The sequence below is a fragment of the Cumulibacter manganitolerans genome, assembly GCF_009602465.1.
In the GTDB taxonomy this organism is placed as follows: Bacteria; Actinomycetota; Actinomycetes; order Mycobacteriales; family Antricoccaceae; genus Cumulibacter; species Cumulibacter manganitolerans.
On sequence record NZ_WBKP01000030.1, the window covers coordinates 19,830 to 45,172 of the forward strand.

The 25,343-nt window shown below is 65.5% G+C and carries 25 protein-coding genes and 1 pseudogene; 20 read left to right on the plus strand and 6 right to left on the minus strand.

All coding sequences use genetic code 11. The features are described 5' to 3' along the window. Window positions 1-95: 95 nt before the first annotated feature. Both F8A92_RS11645 and F8A92_RS11650 read left to right on the plus strand, forming a co-directional pair. Window positions 96-884: an SDR family NAD(P)-dependent oxidoreductase gene (locus tag F8A92_RS11645; RefSeq protein WP_153505333.1), complete on the plus strand. Its 789-nt coding sequence runs from the start codon at window positions 96-98 to the stop codon at window positions 882-884. Continuing rightward, window positions 881-1,678 carry a crotonase/enoyl-CoA hydratase family protein gene (locus F8A92_RS11650; protein WP_153505334.1) on the plus strand — a complete coding sequence of 266 codons (798 nt, stop codon included), beginning with the start codon at window positions 881-883 and terminating at the stop codon, window positions 1,676-1,678. Before F8A92_RS11645 ends, F8A92_RS11650 begins: the two co-directional genes overlap by 4 nt. A gap of 46 nt (window positions 1,679-1,724) precedes the next feature. Here F8A92_RS11650 and F8A92_RS11655 read toward each other — a convergent pair. After that, window positions 1,725-2,908 (minus strand): IS3 family transposase gene (locus F8A92_RS11655; protein WP_407643694.1). Its coding sequence is split into 2 segments (ribosomal slippage): window positions 1,725-2,635 and window positions 2,635-2,908, totalling 1,185 coding nucleotides; the frame shifts between segments, so codons are not numbered across the junction. Window positions 2,909-3,130: 222 nt separating this feature from the next. Here F8A92_RS11655 and F8A92_RS11660 point away from each other — a divergent pair. Beyond that, window positions 3,131-3,721 (plus strand): hypothetical protein, encoded by a 591-nt coding sequence (locus F8A92_RS11660; protein ID WP_153505335.1) that lies wholly within the window; start codon window positions 3,131-3,133, stop codon window positions 3,719-3,721. Between the two features lie 54 nt (window positions 3,722-3,775). Here F8A92_RS11660 and F8A92_RS11665 read toward each other — a convergent pair whose 3' ends face one another. From F8A92_RS11665 to F8A92_RS11685, 5 genes are read right to left on the minus strand one after another with little or no spacing between them, the layout of a single operon-like run. Further along, window positions 3,776-4,483 (minus strand): ABC transporter ATP-binding protein, encoded by a 708-nt coding sequence (locus tag F8A92_RS11665; protein WP_153505336.1) that lies wholly within the window; start codon window positions 4,481-4,483, stop codon window positions 3,776-3,778. After that, complete coding sequence (locus F8A92_RS11670) at window positions 4,467-5,198, minus strand: ABC transporter ATP-binding protein (RefSeq protein ID WP_153505337.1); 732 nt, start codon at window positions 5,196-5,198, stop codon at window positions 4,467-4,469. The genes F8A92_RS11665 and F8A92_RS11670 overlap by 17 nt, the downstream gene beginning before the upstream one ends. Then, window positions 5,195-6,334 (minus strand): branched-chain amino acid ABC transporter permease, encoded by a 1,140-nt coding sequence (locus F8A92_RS11675; RefSeq protein ID WP_153505338.1) that lies wholly within the window; start codon window positions 6,332-6,334, stop codon window positions 5,195-5,197. Before F8A92_RS11675 ends, F8A92_RS11670 begins: the two co-directional genes overlap by 4 nt. After that, entirely contained in the window at window positions 6,331-7,212 is an 882-nt protein-coding gene (locus F8A92_RS11680) for a branched-chain amino acid ABC transporter permease (RefSeq protein ID WP_153505339.1), read from the minus strand. The genes F8A92_RS11675 and F8A92_RS11680 overlap by 4 nt, the downstream gene beginning before the upstream one ends. Before the next feature lie 50 nt (window positions 7,213-7,262). Beyond that, entirely contained in the window at window positions 7,263-8,456 is a 1,194-nt protein-coding gene (locus F8A92_RS11685; protein ID WP_153505340.1) for an ABC transporter substrate-binding protein, read from the minus strand. A gap of 231 nt (window positions 8,457-8,687) precedes the next feature. Here F8A92_RS11685 and F8A92_RS11690 point away from each other — a divergent pair, with 231 nt between their 5' ends. The 17 genes and pseudogenes from F8A92_RS11690 (at window position 8,688) to F8A92_RS11770 (ending at window position 24,958) form a co-directional block, all read left to right on the plus strand. After that, on the plus strand, window positions 8,688-10,298 hold the full coding sequence (locus F8A92_RS11690; RefSeq protein ID WP_153505341.1) for an AMP-binding protein: 1,611 nt from the start codon (window positions 8,688-8,690) through the stop codon (window positions 10,296-10,298). After that, a complete protein-coding gene (locus tag F8A92_RS11695; protein WP_228389394.1) occupies window positions 10,291-13,503 on the plus strand; it encodes an acetyl-CoA carboxylase family protein in 3,213 nt (1,070 codons plus the stop codon). The genes F8A92_RS11690 and F8A92_RS11695 overlap by 8 nt, the downstream gene beginning before the upstream one ends. Next, entirely contained in the window at window positions 13,497-14,069 is a 573-nt protein-coding gene (locus F8A92_RS11700) for a TetR/AcrR family transcriptional regulator (protein ID WP_153505343.1), read from the plus strand. Before F8A92_RS11695 ends, F8A92_RS11700 begins: the two co-directional genes overlap by 7 nt. A 71-nt stretch (window positions 14,070-14,140) precedes the next feature. Beyond that, window positions 14,141-15,049 (plus strand): annotated as a pseudogene (locus F8A92_RS11705) (IS3 family transposase); the annotation flags it as partial. A gap of 21 nt (window positions 15,050-15,070) precedes the next feature. Beyond that, a complete protein-coding gene (locus F8A92_RS11710; RefSeq protein ID WP_153505345.1) occupies window positions 15,071-15,952 on the plus strand; it encodes a MinD/ParA family ATP-binding protein in 882 nt (293 codons plus the stop codon). Window positions 15,953-16,041: 89 nt separating this feature from the next. Further along, window positions 16,042-16,254, plus strand: coding sequence for a hypothetical protein (locus F8A92_RS11715; protein WP_153505346.1), 213 nt, complete (start codon window positions 16,042-16,044; stop codon window positions 16,252-16,254). Window positions 16,255-16,615: 361 nt separating this feature from the next. Continuing rightward, entirely contained in the window at window positions 16,616-17,866 is a 1,251-nt protein-coding gene (locus F8A92_RS11720; RefSeq protein WP_153505347.1) for a hypothetical protein, read from the plus strand. Window positions 17,867-18,054: 188 nt separating this feature from the next. Then, entirely contained in the window at window positions 18,055-18,966 is a 912-nt protein-coding gene (locus F8A92_RS11725; RefSeq protein WP_194291464.1) for a ParA family protein, read from the plus strand. Further along, window positions 18,963-19,520 carry a hypothetical protein gene (locus F8A92_RS11730; RefSeq protein WP_153505349.1) on the plus strand — a complete coding sequence of 186 codons (558 nt, stop codon included), beginning with the start codon at window positions 18,963-18,965 and terminating at the stop codon, window positions 19,518-19,520. The genes F8A92_RS11725 and F8A92_RS11730 overlap by 4 nt, the downstream gene beginning before the upstream one ends. A 251-nt stretch (window positions 19,521-19,771) precedes the next feature. Then, the gene (locus F8A92_RS11735) at window positions 19,772-20,161 is read left to right on the plus strand and encodes a hypothetical protein (protein ID WP_153505350.1); all 390 of its coding nucleotides are present in this window, start codon (window positions 19,772-19,774) and stop codon (window positions 20,159-20,161) included. Next, a complete protein-coding gene (locus F8A92_RS11740; protein ID WP_153505351.1) occupies window positions 20,158-20,520 on the plus strand; it encodes an RES domain-containing protein in 363 nt (120 codons plus the stop codon). Before F8A92_RS11735 ends, F8A92_RS11740 begins: the two co-directional genes overlap by 4 nt. Before the next feature lie 756 nt (window positions 20,521-21,276). Further along, the gene (locus F8A92_RS11745) at window positions 21,277-22,368 is read left to right on the plus strand and encodes an ImmA/IrrE family metallo-endopeptidase (protein WP_153505352.1); all 1,092 of its coding nucleotides are present in this window, start codon (window positions 21,277-21,279) and stop codon (window positions 22,366-22,368) included. A gap of 459 nt (window positions 22,369-22,827) precedes the next feature. Then, a complete protein-coding gene (locus F8A92_RS11750; RefSeq protein WP_153505353.1) occupies window positions 22,828-23,349 on the plus strand; it encodes a hypothetical protein in 522 nt (173 codons plus the stop codon). Between the two features lie 168 nt (window positions 23,350-23,517). After that, window positions 23,518-23,823, plus strand: coding sequence for a hypothetical protein (locus tag F8A92_RS11755; RefSeq protein WP_153505354.1), 306 nt, complete (start codon window positions 23,518-23,520; stop codon window positions 23,821-23,823). 169 nt (window positions 23,824-23,992) lie between these two features. Next, entirely contained in the window at window positions 23,993-24,340 is a 348-nt protein-coding gene (locus F8A92_RS11760) for a hypothetical protein (RefSeq protein ID WP_153505355.1), read from the plus strand. After that, window positions 24,337-24,684 (plus strand): hypothetical protein, encoded by a 348-nt coding sequence (locus F8A92_RS11765; protein WP_153505356.1) that lies wholly within the window; start codon window positions 24,337-24,339, stop codon window positions 24,682-24,684. The genes F8A92_RS11760 and F8A92_RS11765 overlap by 4 nt, the downstream gene beginning before the upstream one ends. Window positions 24,685-24,760: 76 nt before the next feature. Continuing rightward, window positions 24,761-24,958 (plus strand): hypothetical protein, encoded by a 198-nt coding sequence (locus F8A92_RS11770; protein ID WP_153505357.1) that lies wholly within the window; start codon window positions 24,761-24,763, stop codon window positions 24,956-24,958. Window positions 24,959-25,343 lie beyond the last annotated feature (385 nt).

Here is a 25,343-nt window from a genome sequence, read left to right on the forward strand (position 1 = left end):
CCCTCCGAGGGGTTGTGATTTAGTCGGCCGGTACATGATACTTGCTAGCCAGCCAACAAGATATGGCCCAAGAAGGACCGCAGAGGAGTACAGACATGCAGGACCTACTGGATCTCAAGGGGCGTACGGCCTACATCACCGGCGCCGGCCAAGGAGTCGGCCGCCGAGTAGCGCTCCATTTCGCAGACCACGGTGCCGGCGCAGTGATCATCAACGACTTCCGCCTGGAACGCGCCCAGGCCGTCGCCGAAGAGGTCCGTGCCACGGGCGCTAAGGCTTTGGCCGTCTCCGGTGACGTCTCCGACTTTGACGGTGTCGCTGCCTCGGTGAAGACAGCGATCGACGAGTTCGGCGGCATCGACATCCTCGTCAACAACGCCGGAAACGCCGGCCCAAACCCGACCGACGCGATGGATCGCCCGTTCTGGGAACAGCAGCCGTCCGAGTGGCAGGGCTACCTGGGGACCAACCTTTACGGCGTACTCAACACCGTCCACGCCGTCGTCCCCGCCATGATCAAGCGTAGGTACGGCCGCATCGTCAATGTGATCTCGGACGCCGCCCGCTTCGGTGAACCGAACCGGGAGTGCTACGCCGCCGGCAAGGCCGGCACAGCCGGTTTCACCCGGTCCCTGGCTGCGACCGTCGGCAGGTACACCATCACGGCGAACTGCGTGTCGCTGGCCGCTACCCGGACCCCTCGCACAGAGGATAAGTTCACCGACGAGGCCGCGATGAAGAAGTTGCTGTCGCATTACATCATTCGTCGCAGCGGTGAGCCCGAGGACGCCGCGAACATGATTCTGATGCTGGCATCCGATGCGTCGTCGTGGGTCACCGGTCAGGTCATGCCGGTGAACGGCGGCTACTCGTTCGCGCTGTGAACACCAATGCGACGACGTCGTCGGCAGACGACGTCGTACTGCAGGATATTCGAGGCGAGGTCGGCATTGTCACGCTCAACCGACCTTCACAGAGAAACGCGCTCAACCTCGCATTGCGCACGGCGATGCAGCACGCTTTGGAAGCGATGGACGCCGACCCACGGGTCCTCGCCGTCGTTCTCACCGGCGCCGGCGGCAACTTCTGTGCCGGACGGGACCTAAAGGCTGCTCGCGATGGTGAGCCGATGTACGCGACCCGAGATGACGCGCAGAAGTCGTTCAATCGGTCATCGATACGCAAGCCGGTCATTGCCGCCATCGAGGGCTACGCGCTCGCCGGAGGACTTGAGCTTGCGCTTTCTTGTGACTTACTGATTGCCTCCCGTGAGGCGAAGTTTGGACTTCCCGAGGCGAAGCGCAACCTGGTGGCAATCGGCGGCGGGTTGATCCGGTTGCCGCGACGGATGCCTTACCACGTGGTCATGGAGATGGCATTGCTGGGTGATCACGTATCCGCTGACGAGCTATACCGCTTCGGCGTCCTAAATCGACTGGTCGATCCGGGAGCAGCGATCGAGAATGCAGTGGCGCTCGGCGAGCAGATCGCCGCGAGTGGACCATCGGCGGTCCGCGCGACGAAGCAGATCCTACGGCGTAACACCGAATGGACATCTGAGGCGACGGCTTTCGACGCACAACTAGCGATGGCCGAGCCAGCGTTGAACTCACCGGACAGCAAAGAAGGCATCGCGGCATTTATCGAGAGGCGCGCTCCGCGGTGGACCGACCGATGACTGAATCGCCCCCGACAGCAGCCGCTGCCGGGAGAACTCGCCTCCACTAAACCCGGGGCGATTCACAGTGTTGCATCTCGAAGGCCACGGGGCTGATCTGGCCTATCGAGGAGTGCCGTCTGCGGCGGTTGTAGCGGTCCTCGATCCAGGCCCCGACCTCCCGCTTGGCTCGGGTCTTGGTGGGCCAGACCCGTCGGTAGTAGAACTCGGTCTTCAGCGTCGCGAAGAATGACTCGGCCATCGCGTTGTCCCAACAGATCCCGGTCAATCCCATCGAGCGGGTGATGCCGTTCTCGCTCGCGTACTTCGTGATCTGCGCCGAGGCGTATTGCGTGCCCCTGTCGGTGTGGAACACGACCGTGGCGGGCAGCTCACCGCGCAGCGTGATCGCCATCTTCAACGCGTCCTCGACCAGGTCGGTGCGCATGTGCTCGTCGATCGCCCAGCCGATCACCCGACGCGAGTGCGCGTCGATCACGGTGGCCAGATAGAGCCAGCCTTCCCACGTCCTCAAGTACGTGATGTCGCCGACCCAGACGGCGTTGAGGACACCGGTGTCCCACTGACGCTTGGCGGCGTCGACCGGGTAGGTATCGGCGGGGTCCGTGATCGTGGTCGTGCGCCACTTCTTGGGGCAGATCCCGCGTAAACCGAGCTTGCGCATCGTCTTGGCGACCGTCTTGCGTGAGATCACCTCACCGTCCTCGCGCAGGTCGGCCAGGATCCTCGGGGACCCCGACACCTCGTCGGACTCGCCGTGGAACCAGGTGATCTTCGCCTCGATCCGCTCCGCTCGGACCGCCCGGGGCGAGGGCGCACGCTTGCACCAGGCGTAGAAGCCCGAGCGGGAGACCTCAAGCAGTCGGGCCATCCGCGCCACGCTGTAGTTGCTCTTCTCCACCAGCATCAGTGCGAACGCTTCTCGTTCGTATCCGATGCTTCCTGGGCGAAGAAGAGCGACGCTTTTTTTAGGAACGCCCGGTCCATCTTCAGTTCCGAGTTCTCCTTACGCAGCCGCGCCAGCTCGACCCGTTCGGTCTCGCTCAAAGCGCCGTCCCCGCACTCCTGGCGGGCCTTGTAGGCCAGCACCCACCGGCCCAACGTCTGATCCTTGACGCCGAGCTCGCGGGCCACCGTGGCTACCGGCCGGCCTGTGTTCATCACCAACTTCACGGCCTCGTCCTTGTACTCAGGACTGAACTCTCGACGCTGACTTCCCATGAGGGACATCCTCTCTTACGAGGTGTCCACCGGACGGGGTCAAAGCCACAATGGAACCGCGCCTGCACCGCGCTACCGCAGCCCCAGCCCGAGCAGCGCGAGCTCGACAGGCCGTATGGCGACCTCTCCGTCGAGGACCTGCAGACACGGCTGGTCGACACCGAGCGCCTCGCAGCGCGCGCCGAACGCCGACTCCAGGCGGCGCGCTCGGCGGAGCAGGAGGCCGCCGCCGTGGGCGGCGATGGGCCACGCACGCAGCAGGTCAACCGCGACGTCGCCACGTGGATGGCAACCCTGGAGCGTCTCGACCAGGCCGAGGAACGCGCCGCAGCGGCACGCCAGGCCGTAGACCAAGCGGCAGAGCTCTCCACCCGGCTCGAGCAGCTCGAAGCACACACGCCGAGACGGCGGGAACGCGAACAATGGGCGCACGCCGTCGCCGCGGCACGAGCTGAACGGGAAGAGGCGCAGCAGCGCGCCCAAGAGATCGCGGCCCAGGCCGACCGGACCGCTGCGGGACTACCCGAGGCGCAGCACTGGCCACAGATGCGCGCCCACGCATCCGCCGGTCTGCACGATGCCCCAGCGCGCCGCGAGCGGGCCGTCACTGAGGACCGAGCCGAACGCGAGAGCGCTGCCTATAGCATCCCGGACCTGACCCAGCAGATCGAGACGTTGCAGCAGCAGCGCAACGACCTGCGCATGGAACTCGAGCTGCGGACCGACGACTACGGCACAGTCTCGACATCGCCCACCCACGTGAACGAGCCAGACAGTCGGCGATACGAAATCGCGCAGGATCGTCACCGCGAACGCGACTAAACGCTCCCAACCACTCCACTGGCGGTTCCAGCCAGAACTACCCTCGCGCCGGTCCTAAACACCGAGATAGGCGTGGATGACCTTGTCATCGGCGAGCACAGTCTCCGGAGGACCTTCTAGGGTGAGGTTTCCTCCTTCGAGGACGACAACGCGGGTCGCGCACCGGGCGGGGACCAGAAGGTTCTGCTCTACGAGCAAGATCGTGGTCGATGTGCCGATCTCGGCGATTGTGTCGGCGACTTGCTCGATGATGATAGGGGCCAGGCCCTGGGAGGGCTCATCAAGCATCAACACCTGGGGCTCGGTCAGCAAGGCCCGTCCGATAGCCAGCATTTGCCGTTCGCCACCAGAAAGAGTGCCGGCCATTTGCTGACGCCGTTCACCGAGCCTCGGGAAGAGACCGATCACCGAGTCAATCTTCGTTGATACGGAGCGGTTGCTTCGGTTTACCGCCCGGGCGCCTAGTTCTAAGTTCTCCAAGACTGACATTGCCGGGAATGAGAGCTGCCCTTCGGGAACGAGCGCTAAGCCACGACGCACTCGCTGGTGCGCGGACTGATGCGTGACGTCGTGGCCATCGAGCTTGATCACCCCTGCGGTCGGGGTTAGGAGGCCGGCCAGAGTCCTTAGAAGGGTCGACTTGCCGACACCGTTCGAGCCCAGGACTGCAAGTACCTCGCCGGGTTCCACGCTGAGGTTGATGCCATGCAGTACCTGCCGTTGGCCATACCCTGCGATGAGGCCCTCAACGAGTAGGCTCATGGCTGCTCCCTAGGTAGGACGCGCGAACACGTTCGTTCGATTGGATTTCCGCGGGGCTGCCCTCAGCGATCATTTGCCCACTCTCGAGCGCGACGACGTGGTCGACTGTGCTCATCAGGAAGCGCATGTTGTGATCGACGAGCAGAACGCTCGTACCGTCCTCACAAATGGAGCGGATGAGCTCACCGAGAGTGTCGAGATCTGCGCCGGTCATGCCAGCCCCAGGCTCGTCCAGGAGTAGCACTTTCGGTGCGGTAGACAGCGCAATCGCGACGCCTAGGCGACGTAGCTCGCCGAAGGACAGGCTTCCGGCTACGTCAAGAGCTCGATGCTCCAGCCGGACCTTACTTAAGACGGCGTGAGCATCTACCTCACGGCGGGAGTTAAGGCCGCCGATCGCCACGTTCTCGATGACTGTGAATTCACTGAAGACCGTCGATGCCTGAAAGGTCCGTGCGACGCCTATTCGAGCAGCGCGACTCAACGTCCAGCGATGTGCCTCACCGTTGAAGAGCACGCGTCCCTCGGTAGGTTGGATCAGTCCGCTCAGCACATTGACCAAGGTGGTCTTGCCCGCGCCGTTGGGCCCGATGAGTCCGAGCACAGTTCCTGGATCAATCGACATTGTGACGTCTCGAACGGCGGTTAGGCCTCCGAAGCGGACAGTCACACCTTCGGCTTGGAGTCGGCAGCCCTCCGCCATCACGGTTGTCACTCTTCCTCCTGCGGGTTCCGTCGGCTGCGACCCGTGACCCGGTTCGTGACCGTCCGGAGCAGCCCCATGACCCCCGCCGGCATAACAAGCATGACCAGTAGCAGGATCGCTCCGTAGGCAAACGTGGAGAGCTCTTGCAGGTCGCGGAATATCTCCGGCATGCCAGCGACGACCATGGCGCCGATGATTGGTCCGACAACCGTTCCGCTACCGCCGATGACGACCATGGCGAGGGGACCGAATGAGGCCCCGGCGAAGGTGAAGTTCTCAGGCAAGATGTACCCCAGCCAGTGGCCGAATATGACGCCGACCATCGCGACTGTCACCGAGGCTGCGACGAACGCGATTCGTTTTTCACGCGCTACGGCGATTCCGACGCTGGCGGCGAGAACCTCGTCTTCTCGGATTGCTCTCCACGAGGCGCCCGTCTTTCGTCGACGAATGACCGACACGGCCACGCATAGTGACGCGAGGAGGACAGCTCCGAGCGCGAGGTAGTCGAGGGGCTCCTCGATGGTGATTGGCTCTAACGTGAGCGGCTTAGCCGCTCCCCCGAGCTCAATCGGCCCGGAGGTCGAGATCCCAGCGGTGCCTCCGGTAACAGGTGTCCACACCCCTGCTACCTCATATGCCACCAGAGCGAGGCCTGTGGTCAACAGGGCGAAGTAAAGACCGCGCGCCCGGAAGATGACCGCACCTAGCAGCCAGGTGAGGACACCTGCAGCGAGCCCTGCCACCGCGAGGGACAGCCATCCGTTCCACCCAAATCGACCGGTGCCGAGCACGCCGATGTACGCGCCTAGCGTGAGGAATGCACCTTGCCCCAAGGCAAGCTGCCCCGCTAGTCCGAACACTAGGTTCAGGCAGGATGCAACGAGTGCCCACATGAGCACCGACGTGATCACGTACTGGCCATGGCTGTTGGCAGACGAGCCGATGGCGATGACTGCGACCGCGGCGACGGCGGCAATGGCTGCACGCCAGCGGAACCGTATCCCGAAGTCATCCCATAGCCATGGCTTCGAGCGCTTCGAGCGCTGGTGCTCTGTGCCGTCACGCGCGCCGTGGTCGTCGGTCCGCTGGATCTCCGTCGCGCTTTTCGCGTCGTCTTGTGCGTCACGCGTTGGTGTACTCATAGGGTCACCTTCTGTGTCGCGCGCTGTCGGATCGCGCCTTCCGGTCGGAGGGTTAGGAACAACACCAGGAGGGCGAATACGACCACACCTTGCGCCGTATCCGAGACGTAACTGCCTGCCATCATCTCGATGACGGCCAAGCCGAAGCCGCCTAGAACTACGGCGACCATCCGGCCGCCTCCGCCGATGATCACTAGGATCATGAAACCGACCAGCGTCGGGTGGAATCCCATGCGCGACTCCACGGCGACGGTAGGCGCGAGCAGTGCACCGGCGATGCCAGCCACGCCGGCGCCGAAGGCAAATGTCAGGGTTCCAAGGGTTTTGACGCTGATCCCGGTGAGTTCAGCGACCTCTCGGTTCTGGGCTAGAGCGCGAACTTGTTTTCCGTAGTTGGTCCGATAGACGACCCATCCCACCAGCGCAGATACTGCGAGCACGACGGCGATGATGAAGACGCGATAGTTCGTCACTCGTACCGCGCCTATGCTCATCATCCCGCTAATCGGCGAGGGGACCGCCAGCACGTCCTTTCCCCAGACGAGCACTAACAGCTCCTGGATAACGATCGACAGGGCGAGCGAGCCGACGAGCACCGCGACGAGTGTTCGACTCGCCAGACGTCGGAAGACCCCCACTTCGAGCAGAGCTCCCACCAGCGCCACTCCGGCGGCACTGAGCACGATGCTTAAGAAGAAGTTCAGCCCAAGGCCGACGACGAAGGCGTACTGAAGGAACGCTCCGAGAGCGAACATCTCGCCATGTGCGAAGTTCGGGATGTGTAGGGCGGTGAACACCAGGAACAACCCAAGGGCCACCAGAACGTATGCACCCCCGAGCACAAGGCCATTCACTACCTGCTGAAGAAACAGCGCCACGGTCTTACCTCATTGCCAGACGGGCCACTACCACCGGGGGGAGCATTTGGTCATTGGCCATTGGTGATGGCCCAACCTTTGCCCATCTGCCACTTTGCGGTGAAGGCGGGGACGTGCACTTTTCGGTCCTTGAAGACCAGTCCGTTGTCCTGGGGTTTGAACTGGTTCAGCGTGCTCTTGTTCAACTCGTCGGCCTTAAGCGCTGCGAGGGCTTTGGAGAGCGCTTTCTTGTCCACGCCGTCGGCGGACTTGAGCGCCTCGATGACTGTCATCATGGCGTCGTAGGCGAATGCGCTGTACCCGCCGGCCTTGTCGCCGAGTGCGTCGTTGAGCTCAATCGCCTTCTGGTTGTCTGCTGCGACGAAGGTGTCGAGGCTGTACGGAGAGGCCACGCGGTACACCTCCGTCATCTCCGCCTCGCCGCCCATGATCTTGAGCTGCTGGTTATTCGTCAGGGTCGCGCTCCACAGCAAGGGCACGGTCCCCCCGAGGCTGCGAATCTGCTTGGTCAGCAGTGCTGCTTCCGTTGGGTTCAGCCGAAGGATGTAGAGGTCTGCGTCAGCGGCCATGACCTGGGCGATCTGAGAGCTGAAGTCTGTGTCGCCAAGCTTGGCGCCCTGGTCAGCCACGACCTTGCGCCCTTGTCCCTCGATGGCCTTCACTAGATCACCCTTGGAGGCCATGAGCGCGGTATGCGTCTGGTCAGTCACCATGGCGATCTTCTGCATCTCCGGGTGAGCCTTCAAGAAGACCGCCGTCTCGTCGAGCGACGCCTGCTGGTCCCCCGCCGTCTGAAAAACGTTGGGGTTCGCGGTGGCGCCCTCGACAGTGGCGGAGTAGATCATCCAAACGGCGTCAGACTTGCCCATTTGCGGCTGAACGGCGCTGGTCGAACCCGAGTTGAACGGGCCGAGAATTACCGAGTTGCCATCATCCAATGCCTGTCGCGTGACAGAGACTGCGCCTTCGGCCTTGCCCTCGTCGTTGTAGACGTTGAGCTTGAGCTTGCGCTTTTCTCCGCCGACCTCGACGCCACCCTTCGCGTTGACGTCGTCCACTACGTGCTGGAACATCGCGACGTTGGTTTCGCCGTAAACGGCCGACGGCCCGGTCATGGGTGCTATCGACGCGATCGCGATGGGCCCATTGTCTGCACCCGAGGCACTGCCTGAACATCCAGTTAGCGTCACCGCGACTGCTGCCATTGCCGCCACCAGAAGACGGCGATCACCGACCTTGAACATATGACTCCTCAGGGACCGTTGAAGATTCGGGATGAGTGAAATCTCGACCCCGGGTTGCGATGACTATAGGACGGACCTTACAGTCCGGTAAAGGTTCTGTGTCAACTTTTCTAAGCAACCTATTTACGCCTCAGGAGGCGTCGATCCGGACCGTCAGCGTCCTGCTTATGCAGCCAGCTTCCCGGGCTGCTTCGAGCGTTGAGTCCATATATGCAGAGGATTGGGGCCTCCATGGCGCGACTTCCCAACTTTGATGACCGCACCCTGAGCTTTGCGTTCGAGCGCGTGCTCAACGATCGTCCAGACGCGGTCGCCTTCATTGACAACAATCGTCAACTGACCTTCGAGCACTCCTACCGCTTGAGCCTGCAATTCAGCGGCGGATTGGCGAACCTTGGAGTCGGGCGCGCAGAACCGGTAGCGCTCCTGCTGGACAACTCCCTCGACATGCAGCACGCGTGGTCGGGTATCGGCCTCGGTGGTGGTATCGAGGTACCGATCAATACCGCCCACAGAGGGCACTTCTTGACGCACATGCTTAACGACTCCAGCGCGCGGACGCTGGTGGTGGAGGACGCGTACGTCGATCGGCTGACCCTGATCGCCGAGGAGCTCCAGAGCCTGCAGACCCTCGTCGTGCGCGGCGATGTCCGCGCAGCTGACGAGCTCCGCGGTCGTTATCGCGTGATCCCGTTGGAAGAAGTCCAGTCGGCAGCCCCGATCAGTCCGCGACCGAATGACCCGAGTGAGCTCATCGCCTACATGTACACGTCGGGGACCACTGGGCCCTCGAAGGGCGTTGAGATCAGCCATGTGCACGCGTACACGTACTCATCTCGCGAGGACGGGCCCTACGCCCCCACGCCTGCAGATCGAGTACTCGTGACGCTGCCGATGTTCCACCTCGCCGGGCAATGGGTCGGCTGCTATGGATCGGTCATCCACCAGAATTCATGTGTGATCGAGACGGGCTTCTCGGCTAGCCGTTTCTGGCCCACCGTTCGTCGTCACGGTGTCACCTATACGACACTGCTCGGAGCGATGGCCGAGATCCTCCAGCAACAGCCGCGGCAGGACGACGACGCCGACAACCCACTGGTCTACGCCACAATGCATCCCCTAGCGACCGACGTCTACGGCTTCGCAGAGCGGTTCGACATCGAGATCGGCACAGGGTACGGGATGAGCGAAATTGGCGCCGTCATGTCGAACACGTGGGCGACCTTGGTTCCTGGTGAAGCTGGACTCGGTCGCGAGGGATACGAGTTGAAGGTAATGCGAGCAGACGGCTCACCGGCATCGGTCGGTGAGGTCGGTGAGCTTTGGGTCCGCCCCGAAGACCCTCGGATGGTCATGCGGGCGTATCACGGTCTCCCCGAGAAGACTGCAGAAACAATCGTCGATGGATGGGTGCACACCGGTGACGCCTTCAAAGTAGACGCGGACGGTCACTTCTTCTTCATCGACCGGATGAAGGACGCCTTGCGACGCCGCGGGGAGAACATCTCCAGCTTCGAGGTCGAGAAGGCCATCAACGAGCATCCACAGGTCTACGAAAGCGCAGTGGTGGGCGTGCCGTCAGAGCTGTCCGAGGACGACATCAAAGCGGTTGTGGTCCCCCGCCCGGGCGAAGTCATCGATTTCCGCGAGCTCACCGAGTTTCTTGCTCAGCGGATGCCGTACTTCATGGTTCCGCGCTACTTCCAAACAACGACCGACCTACCGCGAACACCGACGCTGAAGGTGCAAAAACAGGTGTTGCGCGATGCAGGATCCACCGCAGACGTCTGGGACCGTGAGGCCGCCGGCGTACGAGTTACCAAGGACGGCCGAGTTGCCTAGAATCCTCATCGCGAACCGTGGCGAGATCGCCATTCGCCTCATCGACGCTGCGCACGGACTGGGTTTCGAGACCGTCTCGGTTGCGCCGAAGGACGATGAAAAGTCGCCTCACGCGTCCCGTGCGACGGAACGTATCGAGCTCCCTGGTGCCGGGCCCGCTGCCTATCTCGACATCGACGCGGTATGTGCAGCAGTCAAGGAAGCAAACGTCGATGGGGTGCACCCTGGCTACGGATTCCTCTCCGAGAACGCCGAGTTCGCGCGCCGCTTGACGGCTTCGGGTGTCACGTTCATCGGTCCATCGTCAGAGGCTCTGGAGATCTTCGGGAACAAGGCCACGGCCCGTGAGCTTGCTGCGGCCAACTCCATACCGATGCTGGCGGCCACCGATGGACCCATCACCGCGTCCGAGGCACGAGCATTCCTCGAGCACCTCGGGCCCGACGGGGCGATGATGCTTAAGGCGGTTGCCGGAGGCGGGGGCCGTGGAATGGCGCCGGTGACCGCGAGCAGCGACATCGCCAAGGTGTTCAAGCGGTGTTCTTCCGAGGCCACCGCGGCCTTCGGCGAAGGTGCGCTATACGCAGAACAACTGCTACGCGACGCTCGACATGTCGAGATGCAGGTCGTCGCTGACGCTCAGGGCAACACCGTTGTGCTTGGCAGCCGGGATTGCTCAACGCAGCGCCGGCGGCAGAAGATTATTGAGATCGCCCCAGCAATCTGGACCTCCCCCGACCTGCTTGGGCGCATGAAAGAGGACGCTCGCCGTCTGGTGTCATCAACGTGTTACTCCGGCCTAGCCACTGTGGAGTTTCTTGTCAGTGAAGACCGCTACTACTTCCTCGAGGTAAACCCACGACTTCAGGTGGAACATACCGTGACCGAAGCCGTCACCGGAGTTGACCTCGTGGACGCCAGCATCCGGATCGGCTTCGGAAGCTCTCTAGTGGACCTGGGCCTGAGTTGCCCGCCCCCGGAGAATGGAGTTGCGATCCAGGCGCGGGTCAACGCCGAGACGCTCAGCGCAGATGGCACCGTCGTCCCCAGTGGCGGCTTCCTGCAGCAGTTCCAACCGCCGCTGGGCGCGCACGTGCGAGTGGATACCTACGCCCGCGTCGGAGTTCCAGTTAGCGCCCGTTACGACAGTCTTCTGGCGAAGGTCATTGTGACGGGTGACGATTTCACCGCAGCCAATCAGCGGCTCGGTCGTGCTCTGACCGACTTGTCGGTTGAGGGCACCCGAACGAACCGGTCACTGTTGCACCGCCTTTCTGGTTCGGAGGACTTCCGGGCAGGACGCATCAGTACATCCTTCGTCGATGACAACCTTCCACGTCTTCTCGCGGACGATGCTGGCCCGGACGGCTCACCGCTTCTGGAAGAAGAGGCCCGTGATGCCGAGCGGTCTCGCCTTCACGGCAATGTGGAGCTTCCCGATGACGCTTTCGGCCCACCCCTTCACCTCAGCGGCGTCGTGGTCCAGATCAACGTTCGTGAAGGCGACGTTGTGACAGCTGGAACGGAGCTGCTGATTGTTGAAGCCATGAAGATGCAGCATGCGGTTGTGGCTGACCAAGGTGGTCGAGTGACGGCGATCGTCGCGGAGGTGGGAGAGTTCCTCGAGACCGGCAATGTAGCGGTATGGCTGACGCCCGAGGACCTGGCCGAATCGGACGAGCAGGCCACCCCAGAGACCGACCTCGATGAGATCCGCGCGGATCTTGCCCAGGCCATCGAGCTGCATCAGTACGGCCTTGATGAGGGTCGTCATGATGTGGTCGCGGGATGGCATGCGAAGGGACGCCGCACAGCTCGAGAGAACATCGATTCTCTGGTCGACCCGGGCACCTTCGTCGAGTACGGGGCCCTGGCTATCGCCGCCCAGCGCGGTAGACGCTCCGAACGAGATCTCATTGAAAACACGCCAGCGGACGGCATCGTGCTCGGCACCGCCCAGGTCCACGGAACGCCGATCGCGGTCTTCGCGTACGACTACACGGTCCTGGCGGGCACCCAGGGCTATGCCAATCACCGCAAGATGGACAGGCTCTTCCGCGTCGCGGAGAAGCTGAGCCTACCGATCGTGATATTCGCCGAAGGTGGTGGCGGCAGGCCAGGTGACACAGACAAGCCGGCCGGACCGGGCCTGATCAGCGATACGTTCCTGCTGGTCTCCAGCATGGCCGGACGCGTTCCGATCATCGGCGTAGTGGCCGGATACAGCTTCGCCGGAAACGCAGCACTGCTCGGAGCATGCGACGTAGTCATCGCCACCAAGGACAGCAGCATCGGAATGGGTGGTCCGGCAATGATCGAAGGTGGCGGACTCGGCGTCCACCATCCCGCAGATGTCGGCCCGATAAATGTCCAGTACGCCAACGGTGTCGTTGACATCGTGGCCGATGACGAACACCATGCGGTCGCCGCATGCAAGAAAGTGCTGGGACTTTTGTCGAACCAGCACTGCCCGGCCACCGCCCCAGTTGACCAGCGACTGCTCCGGCACCTCGTGCCGGAGAACCGGCTACGCAGCTACAACATGCGCCCCGTGATCGAAACAGTCGTCGATCCCGACAGTCTCATCGAGCTCCGGCAGGGATTCGGACAAGGGATCATCACAAGCCTGGCACGTATCGGAGGTCAAGTCGTCGGAATTCTTGCCAACAACCCCCACCACCTCGGCGGCGCAATCGACGCCCCCGGCTCCGATAAGGCAGAGCGTTTCCTCACCATGTGCGAGGCCCGAGGTCTCCCAGTGATCAGCTTCTGTGACACACCTGGATTCATGGTCGGACCGGATTCAGAACGCGAAGCCACGGTGCGACGATTTGGTGCGATGTTCGTTGCCGGCGCCCGGTTGACGACACCCCTGATCATGATCGTTACTCGCAAGGGATATGGGCTCGGCGCGATGGCGATGGCCGGTGGCAACATGCACGCGCCAGTTCTGACCATCTCGTGGCCCACCGGCGAGTTCGGCGGGATGGGCTTGGAGGGTGCCGTACGACTGGGATACCGCAAGGAACTCGACGCTATCGAGGACCCACAGAAGCGCAAGCAACGCTACGACGAACTACTGGCCGAGATGTACGACGCCGGAAAAGCGGTTCGGATGGCGGCCGCGTACGAGATTGATGACGTTATCGACCCCGCAGACACCCGTACCCTGATCCTCCAAACGCTTAAAGTGGCAAGATGCTGAAAGACCGCCGACGTGCGATCGCCGACGCTGCGAGTCAGGTGTTCGCCGAAGCGGGATACGCGCAAGCGAGCATTACGGCAATCGCGGATGCAAGCGGCGTCACCCGTCCCACGATTTATACCTACTTCGAGTCCAAGTACGACATCCTGCGCGCGGTCGCTGAACAGGTCCGTGACGAGGTTCTTCAGGCCCAGGAAAACGTCGGCGAGGACCCCGAAGAAATTCTTCGGACAACGACGAGCGCTAACCTTCGACAACGGGCACGTCACTATGGGGTCTTGACTGTCATCCAGCACGAAGCTCTGAGCGATCCCGTATTCGAGCGGCTACTTGATGATGTAAACGCACGAGCAATGAAACGGCATCGCCGGTTCATCGAGCGCCTGCAAGCGCAGGGGAGAGCACGACCACTCCTCACCCCCGAGGCCATCGTCGAGATCAACCTCGGGACCACCCAACGCATGGCGCAACTAGTGTGGCGCGATCCGGCACGTGAGGAATGGTGTGCGGAAGTAATCTTCCAGTCCCTAACGCAGATGATCAATCTCGTGAACGACCCAAGCTGAGCGCTCGGTGACTGGCTGGCGTCGTTTGAGCTCGAGCGCCACCTGGGCATGGTGCCGGCCTCCGAGACCGGTTCGGCGTCGAGCCGATCTGCCGGGTGCTCACCGAGCACGGCGTGTCGATCGCTCCGTCCGGTTATTACGCGTTCAAGAAGCGCCCCGTCTCTGGGCGGTCGGTGCGGGATGCTGAGCTGCTGGTGGCGGTCGAGCGGGTGTTCTGGGACCGCCGGCTCGGGCGCGGGATCAGCGGCGCCCGCAAGGTCTGGCGGCTGCTGCAGCGCGAGGGCATTGTGGCCGCGAAGTGCACCGTCGAGCGCCTGATGCGCCAGCACGGGCTGCGCGGTATCCGCCGCGGCAAGCAGGTCATCACCACCCGCCCCGATGACACCGCGACGCGGCCGCCGGATCACGTGCAGCGCGAGTTCCGCGCCGAGCGGCCCAACGAGCTGTGGGTCGTGGACTTCACCTACGTCCCGACATGGTCGGGAATGGCGTTCACCGCGTTCGTCACCGACGTCTACTCGCGGCGCATCGTGGGTTGGCGGACGATGTCCAGAATGCCGACCGATCTGCCGCTGGACGCGCTCGAGATGGCCCTGTGGGTCCGCGACCGCGCCGGCGAGGACGTCACCGGCCTCATCCAGCACTCGGATGCGGGGCCTCAATACACCGCTCTGCGCTACTCCGAGCGCCTGGCCGAGGTCGGCGCGATCGCCTCGATCGGCACCGTCGGCGATTCCTACGACAACGCCCTCGCCGAGACGGTCGTGGGGCTCTACAAGACCGAGTGCGTGAAGATCGACGGCCCGTTCCGGACCGCCGACGAGCTCGAGCTCCCCACCCTGTCATGGGTGCACTGGTTCAACGAGAAACGGCTCCACTCCTCGATCGACTACCAGACACCCCTCGAGGCTGAGCAGCAGTACTACCGTCAAAACAACCCCCGACAGCAGCCGCTGCCGGGAGAACTCGCCCTCCACTAAACCCGGGGCGATTCAGACTTCGTGCGCGACCTCCCGCCCGCGCCGGCGCGGGGCTGGCGCCGGCTCGTGCACACCCTCACCGGCGGCAGCATCAACCCCGGCCCCTCCCCTGCCGAGCAGCGCCACCGCGAGCTGCTCGAGGCCGTGCGCACCCGCGCCACGCAGCCCGAGGTCATCGCGACCATCTGCCTCAAAGGCGGCATCGGCAAGACCAGCACCACCGCCGGCGTCGGGCTCACCCTCGCCCGCCACCGCGGCGACCGCATCATCGCCCTGGACGCCAACCCCGACGCCGGCGACCTGTACGAGCGGACCTGCCCCGGCACTCCCCCCGCCACCCTCACCGACCTCGCCGCCCACGCCAGCGACGTGGCCAGCATGACCGACCTCAACCGCTACGCCGGCATCGCCGACCGGCTGTCGGTCATCGCCGGCGACCAAGAACCCACCATCAGCGAATCGCTGTCCGCCGACGACTTCGTCACCGCCCTACAGGCCGTGCAGCACTACTACAACGTCGTCATGGTCGACTGCGGCACCGGCGTCACCCACCCCTCCATGGTCGGCATCCTCAGCAACGCCCGGCACGTCCTCATCGCCGGCGGCTACGCCGTCTCCGGCGCCCGCCGCGCCGAAAGCACCCTGCGCTGGCTCACCGCCCACGGCTACCACCACCTCGCCCGCACCGCCGCCGTCGTGCTCACCCAGACCACCACCGTCAGCAACATCGTCGACACCGCCGCCATCGAGAACACCCTCGCCCAGCACTCCGCCACCGTCATCCGCGTCCCCCACGACCAAGCCGTCGCCGACGGCACCACCATCAGCCTCGACCGTCTCCAGCCCGCGACCGCCGACGCCTACCTCCAGATCGCCGCCAGCATCGCGCGCAACTTCCACTGAAGTGCAATGACCACCGGCGAACATGGATCGCCGCAGGCGTTCGGCGTGTCCGCCAAGCGCTAGCGGTATACACCCCTTAGGTTCACATCATGGCCAAGTACCTCTCCGACGAGCTGCGTTCCGTGCTGATCCGCATCAGCAAGGAACAAAAGGCACAGCTAGAGGAAGACGCCCGCAAGGCTGGAATGCGCCAGAACGCCTACATCGAGTACAAGCTGTTCGGCGCGATCCGGCGACGCGAAGGCGCAGGCCCCGCTCCCTACCTGAAGCCTCAGAATGAGGAGCTGCCCCTGACCGGCTAGAAAGACGCTCACAAGCGCCGAGGCGTCCGAAGGCAACCCCACGGGGTTCCCGGCCTCGTGACAGGCCCCTTTCGTCTGACCGGCTCAAAGTCTCCGGAAAAGACGAGAGCCACCCGGCTAGAAAATCTTGGCGGATTTTCCGGGTGGCTGTCATCGCAAATAACGACAATCGGTCTGCGTCGAGGATAGCACCTCGACGCGGATTGGGAACCTCCTTGCCGCGCAACGTCTCGTTGCGGCGCGTCGCCCTACCCTCGGGACGCCGCGGCATCGCACTCTCGCCCCGTCGCCACTCCCCCGGCGCAGACTCCACTCCCGCTCACCGCCCCCGGCGGTGATGCGGCGTACCCGGAGTCACCGCATGGCGACCACCACCGACACACACACCCACCTCCTCACCCCGCGCCGGATCGACCAGCTCGTCATCGAGCACTACGACCCGCCCGGCTACGCCGGCTACCCAGCCGAACTCATCGACGCATACGAGGCATGCTGCGCCGAAGCAGACGACCTGGCGGTCGCCGGCAGCCAGCTCGCTGCCGCTGGTCTCGGCGTCCTCGAGAACCCCGAACACGCCGACAGCACCGCGCACCTGGCACGGGTCGCCGCGCTCGATGAGCGCATGCGCTCCCTGGAAAGCCAGATCACCCACCAACTCGCCCAGCGGCGCGAGCACCTCGAGCAGCTCTACCGCGCTCTACCGCCGGTAGCCGCCGAACGCCAGCAACTCCAAGCCGCGCGCTACCTCGGCGCCCAGCAGTGGCTGCTGCACGTCACCGCAGCCTGCGCCGAGGTGCGGCGCAGCGACCAGCGCGCCAACATCCTCGCCGTCGCCGCCGCACTCGCCGAACATGCCCGATCCGACGGAATCTTCCTCGCCGGCGTGGTCGACGTCCAGGCGGCCGCCGGCATCGCGCACTCCACCTGGACGCGCGCCTACACCTGGCTCGCCCACCGCCGCCTGGCAGCGACCCTGCACGCTGCCAGACCCCTGACCCTTCCTGAACGGGCGCTGGCCGTAGGCACCGAGAAGCACGCGCACGTGCGCCGCTGGAGATCCGTCATCCAGCTTCAACATGCACCCGCACGGATCTGCCGACCGGCGAAATGGGTTCCCCCCAGCCGGAGGCTGGGTACAGCTCTTCTCTTACGTAATGAGAATGGTTCTACAGACCTACGGCCTGTGGACAACGGCGCTTCGCGCCGCAAAGGCGCTCCTTCGTCGCGCCCGGCACCCAGAGGGCCAGCCAGGCGCCGGTGGCGCCAGTTCGACGCCGCCACCAGCGTCCTTTGGAAACGCCTCCAGCTGCTCGCTGAGCGCCAAACCCGCACCTACCTGGGAAATCACCCCGACGTACGGGCGCTTGGAACGCAGATCGACGCTCAACGCACTGCGATCATCGGGTGCCTCCTGCGCTGCTCACCGCAGCGCGTCATGCCCCACCTGGTGCGTCTGGCCGCCGCCGGCATCGAGCCAACCCAGCTCATCACAGCGATAGAGGCCGCGGAATACCGGGCCGGCCGCGATCCGGCTCGGCGCACCTGGAACCCCGATCGCCGTCTCATCGCCGCACTACGAAACCTCACTCCGGACGATGTCGTTCCCTTCTGAAGCCGGTGTTATGTGGGCTGATATCCGCGCTGATATAGCCGCTGCTATTTACAGCGATAGACCAATACAGTCGGTGGCATACACGTGTATGTACGCCCGTAAGGTGCGACACGCCTACGTACATCCCCGGGTCCGTGGATACGGACTGATACATCTAGCGACTAGACGGCATACGAACGGGGGACAGAGTGATAGATGACGCGGCAACCCTCACCCGGGACGACCTATCTCGAGTACTAGTAGTCGGCAACGGCAAAGGTGGCGTTGGGAAGACGTCGATCTGCGCGAACGTCGCTGGCCTGGCGGCAACAGCCGGCTACCGCGTACTGCTCGTGGACCTCGACCCCCAAGGAAACCTGCTCGACGACCTCGGGCTCGTCGGCAGCGACATCGACGATGGGGGAGAGGCCCTTGCCCAAACCCTGCTGCGCGGCGTCGACCTCGCGCCGAAGCCCACGGGACGAGCGAATCTAGAGCTTGTCGTCGGCGGGGAAGCGCTGCGCGACGTGCCGAGCATGCTGGCTGGCCGGGCCGCGCGCGGCGCAGGCATCACGAACATTCTCGCGAAGCCGCTCCAGAACTATCTCGAGCAGCACGGGCCCTACGACCTGGTGCTCATCGACACGCCGCCAGGCGACGTCCTGCTCCAGCGCGCTGCTCTCGAGGCGGGTCGTTGGCTGCTCATCCCCACGAAATCGGACACCGCAAGCCTGCGCGGAACCGAGAAAATCGTGCAGCAACTGGTAGCCGCGCGCGACATCAACCCGGAAATCGACCTGCTCGGCGTCGCCCTCTTCGACATTCCTACCTCGGCAACTGCCCTGCGCCGCGAAGTCCAACAGAATCTCGAGACCATGCTCGGGGGAGTGGCGCCCATGCTCACCAGCGTCGTCCGCTCGACCGTCGCTGGCGAGAAAGCCCGGCGCGCCGGAAAGCTTGTACACGAATACAGCGACTCGCTCAGCAGCGAAAAATTCTGGCAAGCGCTTCGCGAGAAACGCAAACCCACGAACCCCGGCGCCGCGCCCGACCTTGCGCGCGACCATTTCGAACTCACTCACGAGCTGCTTACCCTCATCTCCGCGAAGGAGAAGTCATGACAACTCCGCTGCCTGACCTCGCCGGCGCCCTCGCCCGCAAGCCCCCAAAGGCGAAGCCTCAACCCGTCGCGGATCTAGCCAAGGACGCCCCCGCTCCACCGGTCGACCGCACTGTCGCACGCGTCCAGACCGGGGGAGGGGTCGGCCCGCGACAGCCGCGGATCTCCCGGCGCCGGAAGGCCGTAGAAGCGGCGCCGGACGTCGTGTGGACTCGGACCATCGGCTACAACCTGCCGCGCGACGTGCACGCGCGCGCCAAAGAGCGGGCCCGCGCCGAAGGAGTCACTCTGACCACGTGGCTGCTCGAAGCGGTTAACGCTCACCATGCCAGCCTTGGAGAGCGGCTCGAACCTGCCCCGGTCAGCGCCTCTGGACTGTTCGCGATTCCGCAGCACCGCGGCGAACGAAGCCCCGCCACGCAAAGCACCATGCGCGTCACGGATCAGCAGTTCACAGCGATCGAGGAACTCGCTAACCAGTTAGGGACCAATCGCAGCGCCCTACTCGCCGTCGCAGCGGAAGCTGCCCTCGACGAACAGGATGATGCGCCTTGACGTGTGCGGTTGGGTACCCGCCTGGGGAACGGCCCTCGGCCGGCTCGATCGCGACCCGAGTACGCACTGCCTATCAAGCAACAGCTCTGCTGCTTCGAGCAAGTGCGTGAACGTTACGGCCTAAGCCCCATCTGCATTGGTAGACCCGTAGAGAAGGGCTTGTGTCGCCCTAACCCAAGGGCTATCCAAGCTGCAGGATTCAGGATGTGATCCGGCTTGTTACATGGGATGGTGTGGGGGATAATTGCAGCATGAGTACGGCGACAGCGCGCGGAGACCTGCAGGCCCACCAGGAGTCGGTGAGCCTCTCGGTCGCCGACATCACCTCGCGGCTGCGGGACATGCTCGGCGCGACGCTGGTGGCGTACTTGGGTGAGGTCAAAGAGACCCGCGCGGTGGCGCAGTGGGCTGCGGGGACGCGCGCTCCGTCCAACGCGATCGAGACCCGACTGCGCACCGCTTATCAGGCGGCAGCCTTGCTGCGCGCCAAGGACAGCGCCGGCGTCGTGCAGGCATGGTTTCAGGGCATGAACCCCCAGCTGGGGGATGTCGCTCCAGCGCGCGTGCTGCGTGAGCGGCCACTGCAGGACGCTGGCCCGGCCGTCATCGCCGCGGCTCGCGTTTTCGCAGCCGAAGGATGACGTCGGGGACCTCGGCGCCGAGCCCGGTCACGGTGGCCGTGGACCGGCAGGTCTGGCGGGTGGGCTTCCTGCCTGATCCGTGGGCGTGGCCCTCGTGGCAGTACTCCACCGATGGACGGTTCGGTGGCCGTTGGGACGACCGGGACGGCAACTTCCGCACCATCTACGCCGGCGCTGACCTGCTCGGGTGCCTGCTGGAGGTCCTCGCCTGCTTCCGCCCGGACCTGACCTTGGCCGCCGACCTCGCGGGCATCGAGGACAACGACCCGCAGGCGCCCCGCACTCACCCAGGCGGTCGCGACCTACCTGTACGAGATCACAGACCTTGCCGGCATCCAGTTCCTGTCCCGCCACGGTGACGAGCGGCAGCTATGGGCGCTCTTCGAGCGGCCAGGCGACGGAGAGGTCAGCCCCCGGCTCAGCGACCCCGCGGCCGTCGCGATGACTGAGCACTCGCCAGAGATTCTCGAGGCCTTCCGCTTGCACGGTCTGGCGTGGGCAGACGAGCGCTGACCTGAGCGCTCCTTCGCAGCCGTAGAAGCGGTCAGCACTTCACGACGGCCTCGACCCCGCAGACGCGGATGGTGCAGTGAAGGCGCCGCCAGCACAGCAACCCGGTCATGCCGGCGGCCAGCTCCGTCGACAGTCGGACACCCGTGCTTCATTAGTCAGCAGACCTCAGGCGGCGGGAGCCGGAGTGGATGGGCGCGCCCGGGTCACGACATCCACTCATCATCCGCCCCAACCCAGCGACCGCCCCGGTTCACCGCCATGCTGTCCTCGCTCCCGCTCGGTCACGCGCTGTCCCGCTCGCGACGCCTCCTGCGTCGGCTCTGCTCGCTCGATGAGTGTGTGGCTGCCTACCACCTGCGCACCCACCACCTAGGGCACGGCCCGACAAGATCCTCGGCGCCACCAGTGCCTGCTGGCCCGGGCCACGGCGCTTCGCTCCCGGCCCGAGCGCGGGGGAGGGGTGGCTTATTTCCTCGGAGATCTTCTCGGTCCTCAGCTGCGCTGTCCCTAGGTCGCGGGGCCCTCGCTTCGGTGGCTTCTCGGCAGTACGGCAGGCACAGGGCCTGCCGGGCAGCAACGCCCCACACCGAAGGAGCACCGACATGAGCGAGCAGAGGATCGACCACGCCGCGACCCGGGCGGCACTGACCGAGCACGCGGCCGCGTTCATCGCCAACCCCGCGGGGTGGCCTGCGGCGATGGCGGCGCGGGCGCTGCGGCTGCGTACCGGGCACCCCGCCTACTCGCCGAACAACCAGGCGCTGATCGTCGGCCAGCTGTGGCACCGGTTCGCCCGCGACGGCATGGGCGAGGATGCCGCGTTCTCGGCCGCGATCACCGCCGCCGCGCAGGAGATCGCGCCCGCGCACGTCTGGCGCCAGCGCGGGTTCACCCCTCGCGGTGCGGCGCTGTGCATCTACTCCCGGCCGATCCCGCTGTGGATCGACCCCGACACGGGCAAGAAATGCACCGCCGAGACTCCCGGCGCCGTCCGCAAGAGCGTGTTCCGGATCGAGCGGACCTACCGCGCCGAGGACGTCACCAACGAGCACGGCCAGAGCGCCACCAGCGCCTACGCCGCGCCGGAGCTGCCCGAGGGGGAAGCGCGCGAGGTGTATGAGCGGCTCGCCGGGTGGATCACCGCGCAGGGCTGGAGCATCACCCGCACCACCCGCGACACCGCCGAGGCAGGCGTCACCCGGCACGCCGGCCGCTCCATCACCATTCACGGCGGGCTGGGCGAGTGGGCGGCCGTGGAGACGCTCACCCACGAGATCGCGCACGCCCTGCTGCACGGCGCCGACGACGAACGTCCCTACGCCGGAGAGCACCGCGGCGACATGGAAGCAGAAGCCGAGGCGGTCGCGTACGGGCTGCTGCGCTCCTACGACCAGCACGCCCTCGCGCGAGGATCCGCCCGGTACGCCGCGGAATGGACCCGCGACCCCGCCCGGGTCGCCGTCGCCTACGAGCGCGCCTCGCACGTCCTCGACGCGGTCGCCGCCGTCGCGCACGGCGCCCCCGGCGTCACCGTACAGGAATCGGCCAAGGCCGCCAAGGCCGAGCAGGCCGCGCGGAACAAGGAGATCGCCGCCGCGCTGCGCGCGGCCGGCCTCGAGCCCCGCGGCGAGGCGTGGGCCAGGGCGAAAGCCGGGGAACCGGTCGCCGCCATCGTGGCCGCGCTGAGCACCTAAACCCCTTGCGACCGGTGCCCCGCATCCGCTCAGCCGGCTGCGGGGCACCCTCGCGTGCGCGGGCGCCGGCCAGCGCGACGCAGGACGCCGGGCCGGCGGAAGACCCTGCAGGAGCTCGACCCGCCGGGCCTCGCACTGACACCGGCCGGTGACTCCCTGCCGGTCGCACCGGCCCGAACCACCGCAGCGGGGCGGCCTGCCGGCCGCACTCAACACCCCCGAAGTGCCCGCGTGGTGGGGGAGGGGGAGCCGTACAGAGCCGCCAAGGGTAGCGGCCTGGGGGCCCGAGCGCGCAAGGCACGCTCGCCCGGTGCGCTCGGCGCTCCTGCGTCGCTTGTTTCCTCCCGCCCCGGACTCACTCTCCGGCCGTTGCGCGCCCACCCTCAGCCCGCTGGGGCAGGGGGCATCTGCACACACGGTGCAGGTCGGCGCGCAGCGCCGAAAACGCCGGGAGGCACCATGTTCCAGAACATCACCACCGTCATCGCCGAGGTCGCCGGTCAGCAGGCCGAGAACATCGTCACCAGCACCGGCCGCGCCGGCAGCGTGCAGGTCCAGACCGGATCGGTGTGGATCACCTGCCTCGACCTGGGTGCGGTCACCGCGCACGCCTACGCGTGGGCGACCGCCAATGCTGAGGCCGCCGAGTACCTGCCGGCGGCGACGAACGTCGCGCCGCTCCGGCGCAGCAGCGAACCGACGCTGATCCTGCGCCAGACCGGGTACGCGCAGCCGCAGGTCTACCGCAGCCGCGACAAGCACACCGACGCGCCCTACGTGGAGGTCATCGTCGCCGCGATGCGCACCCGCGTCTACGACCGCGCCGCGGCCGCCTCGATCGAACAAGCCTGGGCACGGGCCCTGCTCATGGCACGGCCCGTCTTCGCCGCCGCGCCACCGCGACTCGACCCCGCCCGGGGCGACCAGCTCGCCGGCCGCCGGCAGGCCATCCGCCGGCCCGGACCAGCCCCAGCACCCTAAGAAGGGGTACTAGCAGCACCGGGGGCCCGCGTCACGACGACGCGGGCCCCTACCGCTGTTCATCCACACGGCTTCGCCGCTGTCCACAGAACCGGCCGCGGGCAGCGACAACCACCGCCGGTCGCGCGACGATTCCCGCACTTACACCTATCGAGAAGGGCCACTGGCATGCACACGAACACGTGGACGGTCCTCAGCCGCGACGGCCAGCAGCACACCCGCACGATCCAGTACGACACCGACCTCGCTGCTCTCGTCGCCTACCAAGAGGCCATCAACGCGATCACGCCGCTGCCCGTGGACGCCGGGCCGGGGGAGTACCTGCACGTCACAGTGCAGCTCGAGGACTGTCTGGTCGTCGCCCAATGGCACCACGTCACCGCCGCCGGCGAGCTCGTCCTCACCCCCGAGGACGACGTCCTCGCGCAGCTCACCGACCACCTCGTCCACCAGATCACCGACACGCTGCACTGACCCAGCCCGGTGAGCAACCCTCCGGCCGCGAACGAGACCCCGCCCGGCAGGCCACGGCAGTGGAGGGGAGCGTCAGCCCCGCTGCGGGCGCCGGCACCAGGCGGACTCGCAAAGAGATGTCCCTGCTGACCGGCACAATCAGCGCCAGGAAGGAGGGAGGTGCGGGGCGATGATGCAGACCTACCCGCGCGGGTTCGAGCGGATCTACGACTGTCCCGCCGGCCGCCGCATCCTGCGCATGACCCGCCACCAGCCCCCACGGATCACCCGGGCCAGCGACGGCGCGGTCGACTGGGCCGCGCCGCACAGCGACCCCGACCTGCTCTCCAGAAGCTGGAGGCCACCCGCTGGAGCCTGCCGCGAATGCGCCAGCCCCATCACCGCCGGCTGGGTCGACTGTGACTGTCCCGGCGCCGAGAACGGCGGGCACCGCACCGAGCACTGCGAGGCGTGCAACACCCGCGGCTACACAGCCCGGCACACTGAACACACCAGCGACCAGAACGAGCCGACATGACCCTCGAGCACGACATCCAGGCCATCACCGACACCGGGCGCGCGATCTGCACCGACCCGCCGCAGCTGCTCGCGCCTGCTGCGCTCTACACCATCCTCGCCACCCTCAAGGACGGCTACGGGCACATCGCCAGCGAAGCGCTCACCCGAATCGCCCGCGCCGCCGCCGAAGCACCGCAGCAGCTCGAGCTCACCAACGACAACGGCCGGGCACACCCCGAGCTCGAGATCCGCGACGCCGTCACCCTCATCCAGCAGGCCAGCATGAAAGCCGCCGAGATCGGCGACCTGCTCGACGCCGCGCAGAACGTGATCGCCGGCACCGGCCACCGACCGGGCCCCTAACACCCGCTGCCCGGGGGCAGGCGGTTCCGCCCGCCGAGCTGGCAGCACCCGCCGATCGACGAGAGGACCAAGGGCTATGAGCGCGCGCCCCGACCGACGGCTGTACCGGGCACTCACCATCCTCAGCGACACTGCAATCCTGATAGGCACGATCATGCTCGTGCTCGCCTTCACCGCACCGACCGTCAGCCCAACACCATGGATCATCAGCGCCGGCATAGCCGGGGCAGTCGTCATCACGGCACGAGTCATCGCCCTGCACTACGGACCGTGAGAAGCCAAGCAAGTACCCCGGCCGGTGAGCGGTACAGCCGTCCACAGAGCAGAATTGAGGGACGATGCCCGAGCGGGCTAAAACCACCGAATTCCTGACGTTACGTGAGGCCGTAGAGGTTCTCAGTCGAGAAACCGGTCGGTCGGCCTCATACGTGTCCTACCGAGATCAGGCAAAGCGGCGCGGCAGGGTGCATTTCACCGACTCGGCGAATATAGCCGTTCTTAAGATCGGACGGGCCTGGATGGTTGAGCGCGTCCAAGTGACCCGCGCCCGAGAAGCGATTCGATCAGAACGGGAAGTGGAGTCCAGCAGAGTGGTGTACGACGGACCTGAGTGAGCGCGTGCCTCCAACGTAGGCGCGGCCACCAGGTGGATCCTTCGA

What these genes read in the sequence shown, in the direction of transcription:
- F8A92_RS11760 (WP_153505355.1), top strand. Translation starts at nt 23,993, where the DNA reads ATGATGCAGACCTACCCGCGCGGGTTCGAGCGGATCTACGACTGTCCC.
- F8A92_RS11765 (WP_153505356.1), top strand. Translation starts at nt 24,337, where the DNA reads ATGACCCTCGAGCACGACATCCAGGCCATCACCGACACCGGGCGCGCG.
- F8A92_RS11715 (WP_153505346.1), top strand. Translation starts at nt 16,042, where the DNA reads ATGGCCAAGTACCTCTCCGACGAGCTGCGTTCCGTGCTGATCCGCATC.
- F8A92_RS11740 (WP_153505351.1), top strand. Translation starts at nt 20,158, where the DNA reads ATGACGTCGGGGACCTCGGCGCCGAGCCCGGTCACGGTGGCCGTGGAC.
- F8A92_RS11720 (WP_153505347.1), top strand. Translation starts at nt 16,616, where the DNA reads ATGGCGACCACCACCGACACACACACCCACCTCCTCACCCCGCGCCGG.
- F8A92_RS11700 (WP_153505343.1), top strand. Translation starts at nt 13,497, where the DNA reads ATGCTGAAAGACCGCCGACGTGCGATCGCCGACGCTGCGAGTCAGGTG.
- F8A92_RS11675 (WP_153505338.1), bottom strand. Translation starts at nt 6,334, where the DNA reads ATGAGTACACCAACGCGTGACGCACAAGACGACGCGAAAAGCGCGACG.
- F8A92_RS11645 (WP_153505333.1), top strand. Translation starts at nt 96, where the DNA reads ATGCAGGACCTACTGGATCTCAAGGGGCGTACGGCCTACATCACCGGC.
- F8A92_RS11735 (WP_153505350.1), top strand. Translation starts at nt 19,772, where the DNA reads ATGAGTACGGCGACAGCGCGCGGAGACCTGCAGGCCCACCAGGAGTCG.
- F8A92_RS11665 (WP_153505336.1), bottom strand. Translation starts at nt 4,483, where the DNA reads ATGAGCCTACTCGTTGAGGGCCTCATCGCAGGGTATGGCCAACGGCAG.
- F8A92_RS11755 (WP_153505354.1), top strand. Translation starts at nt 23,518, where the DNA reads ATGCACACGAACACGTGGACGGTCCTCAGCCGCGACGGCCAGCAGCAC.
- F8A92_RS11730 (WP_153505349.1), top strand. Translation starts at nt 18,963, where the DNA reads ATGACAACTCCGCTGCCTGACCTCGCCGGCGCCCTCGCCCGCAAGCCC.
- F8A92_RS11690 (WP_153505341.1), top strand. Translation starts at nt 8,688, where the DNA reads ATGGCGCGACTTCCCAACTTTGATGACCGCACCCTGAGCTTTGCGTTC.
- F8A92_RS11745 (WP_153505352.1), top strand. Translation starts at nt 21,277, where the DNA reads ATGAGCGAGCAGAGGATCGACCACGCCGCGACCCGGGCGGCACTGACC.
- F8A92_RS11685 (WP_153505340.1), bottom strand. Translation starts at nt 8,456, where the DNA reads ATGTTCAAGGTCGGTGATCGCCGTCTTCTGGTGGCGGCAATGGCAGCA.
- F8A92_RS11750 (WP_153505353.1), top strand. Translation starts at nt 22,828, where the DNA reads ATGTTCCAGAACATCACCACCGTCATCGCCGAGGTCGCCGGTCAGCAG.
- F8A92_RS11770 (WP_153505357.1), top strand. Translation starts at nt 24,761, where the DNA reads ATGAGCGCGCGCCCCGACCGACGGCTGTACCGGGCACTCACCATCCTC.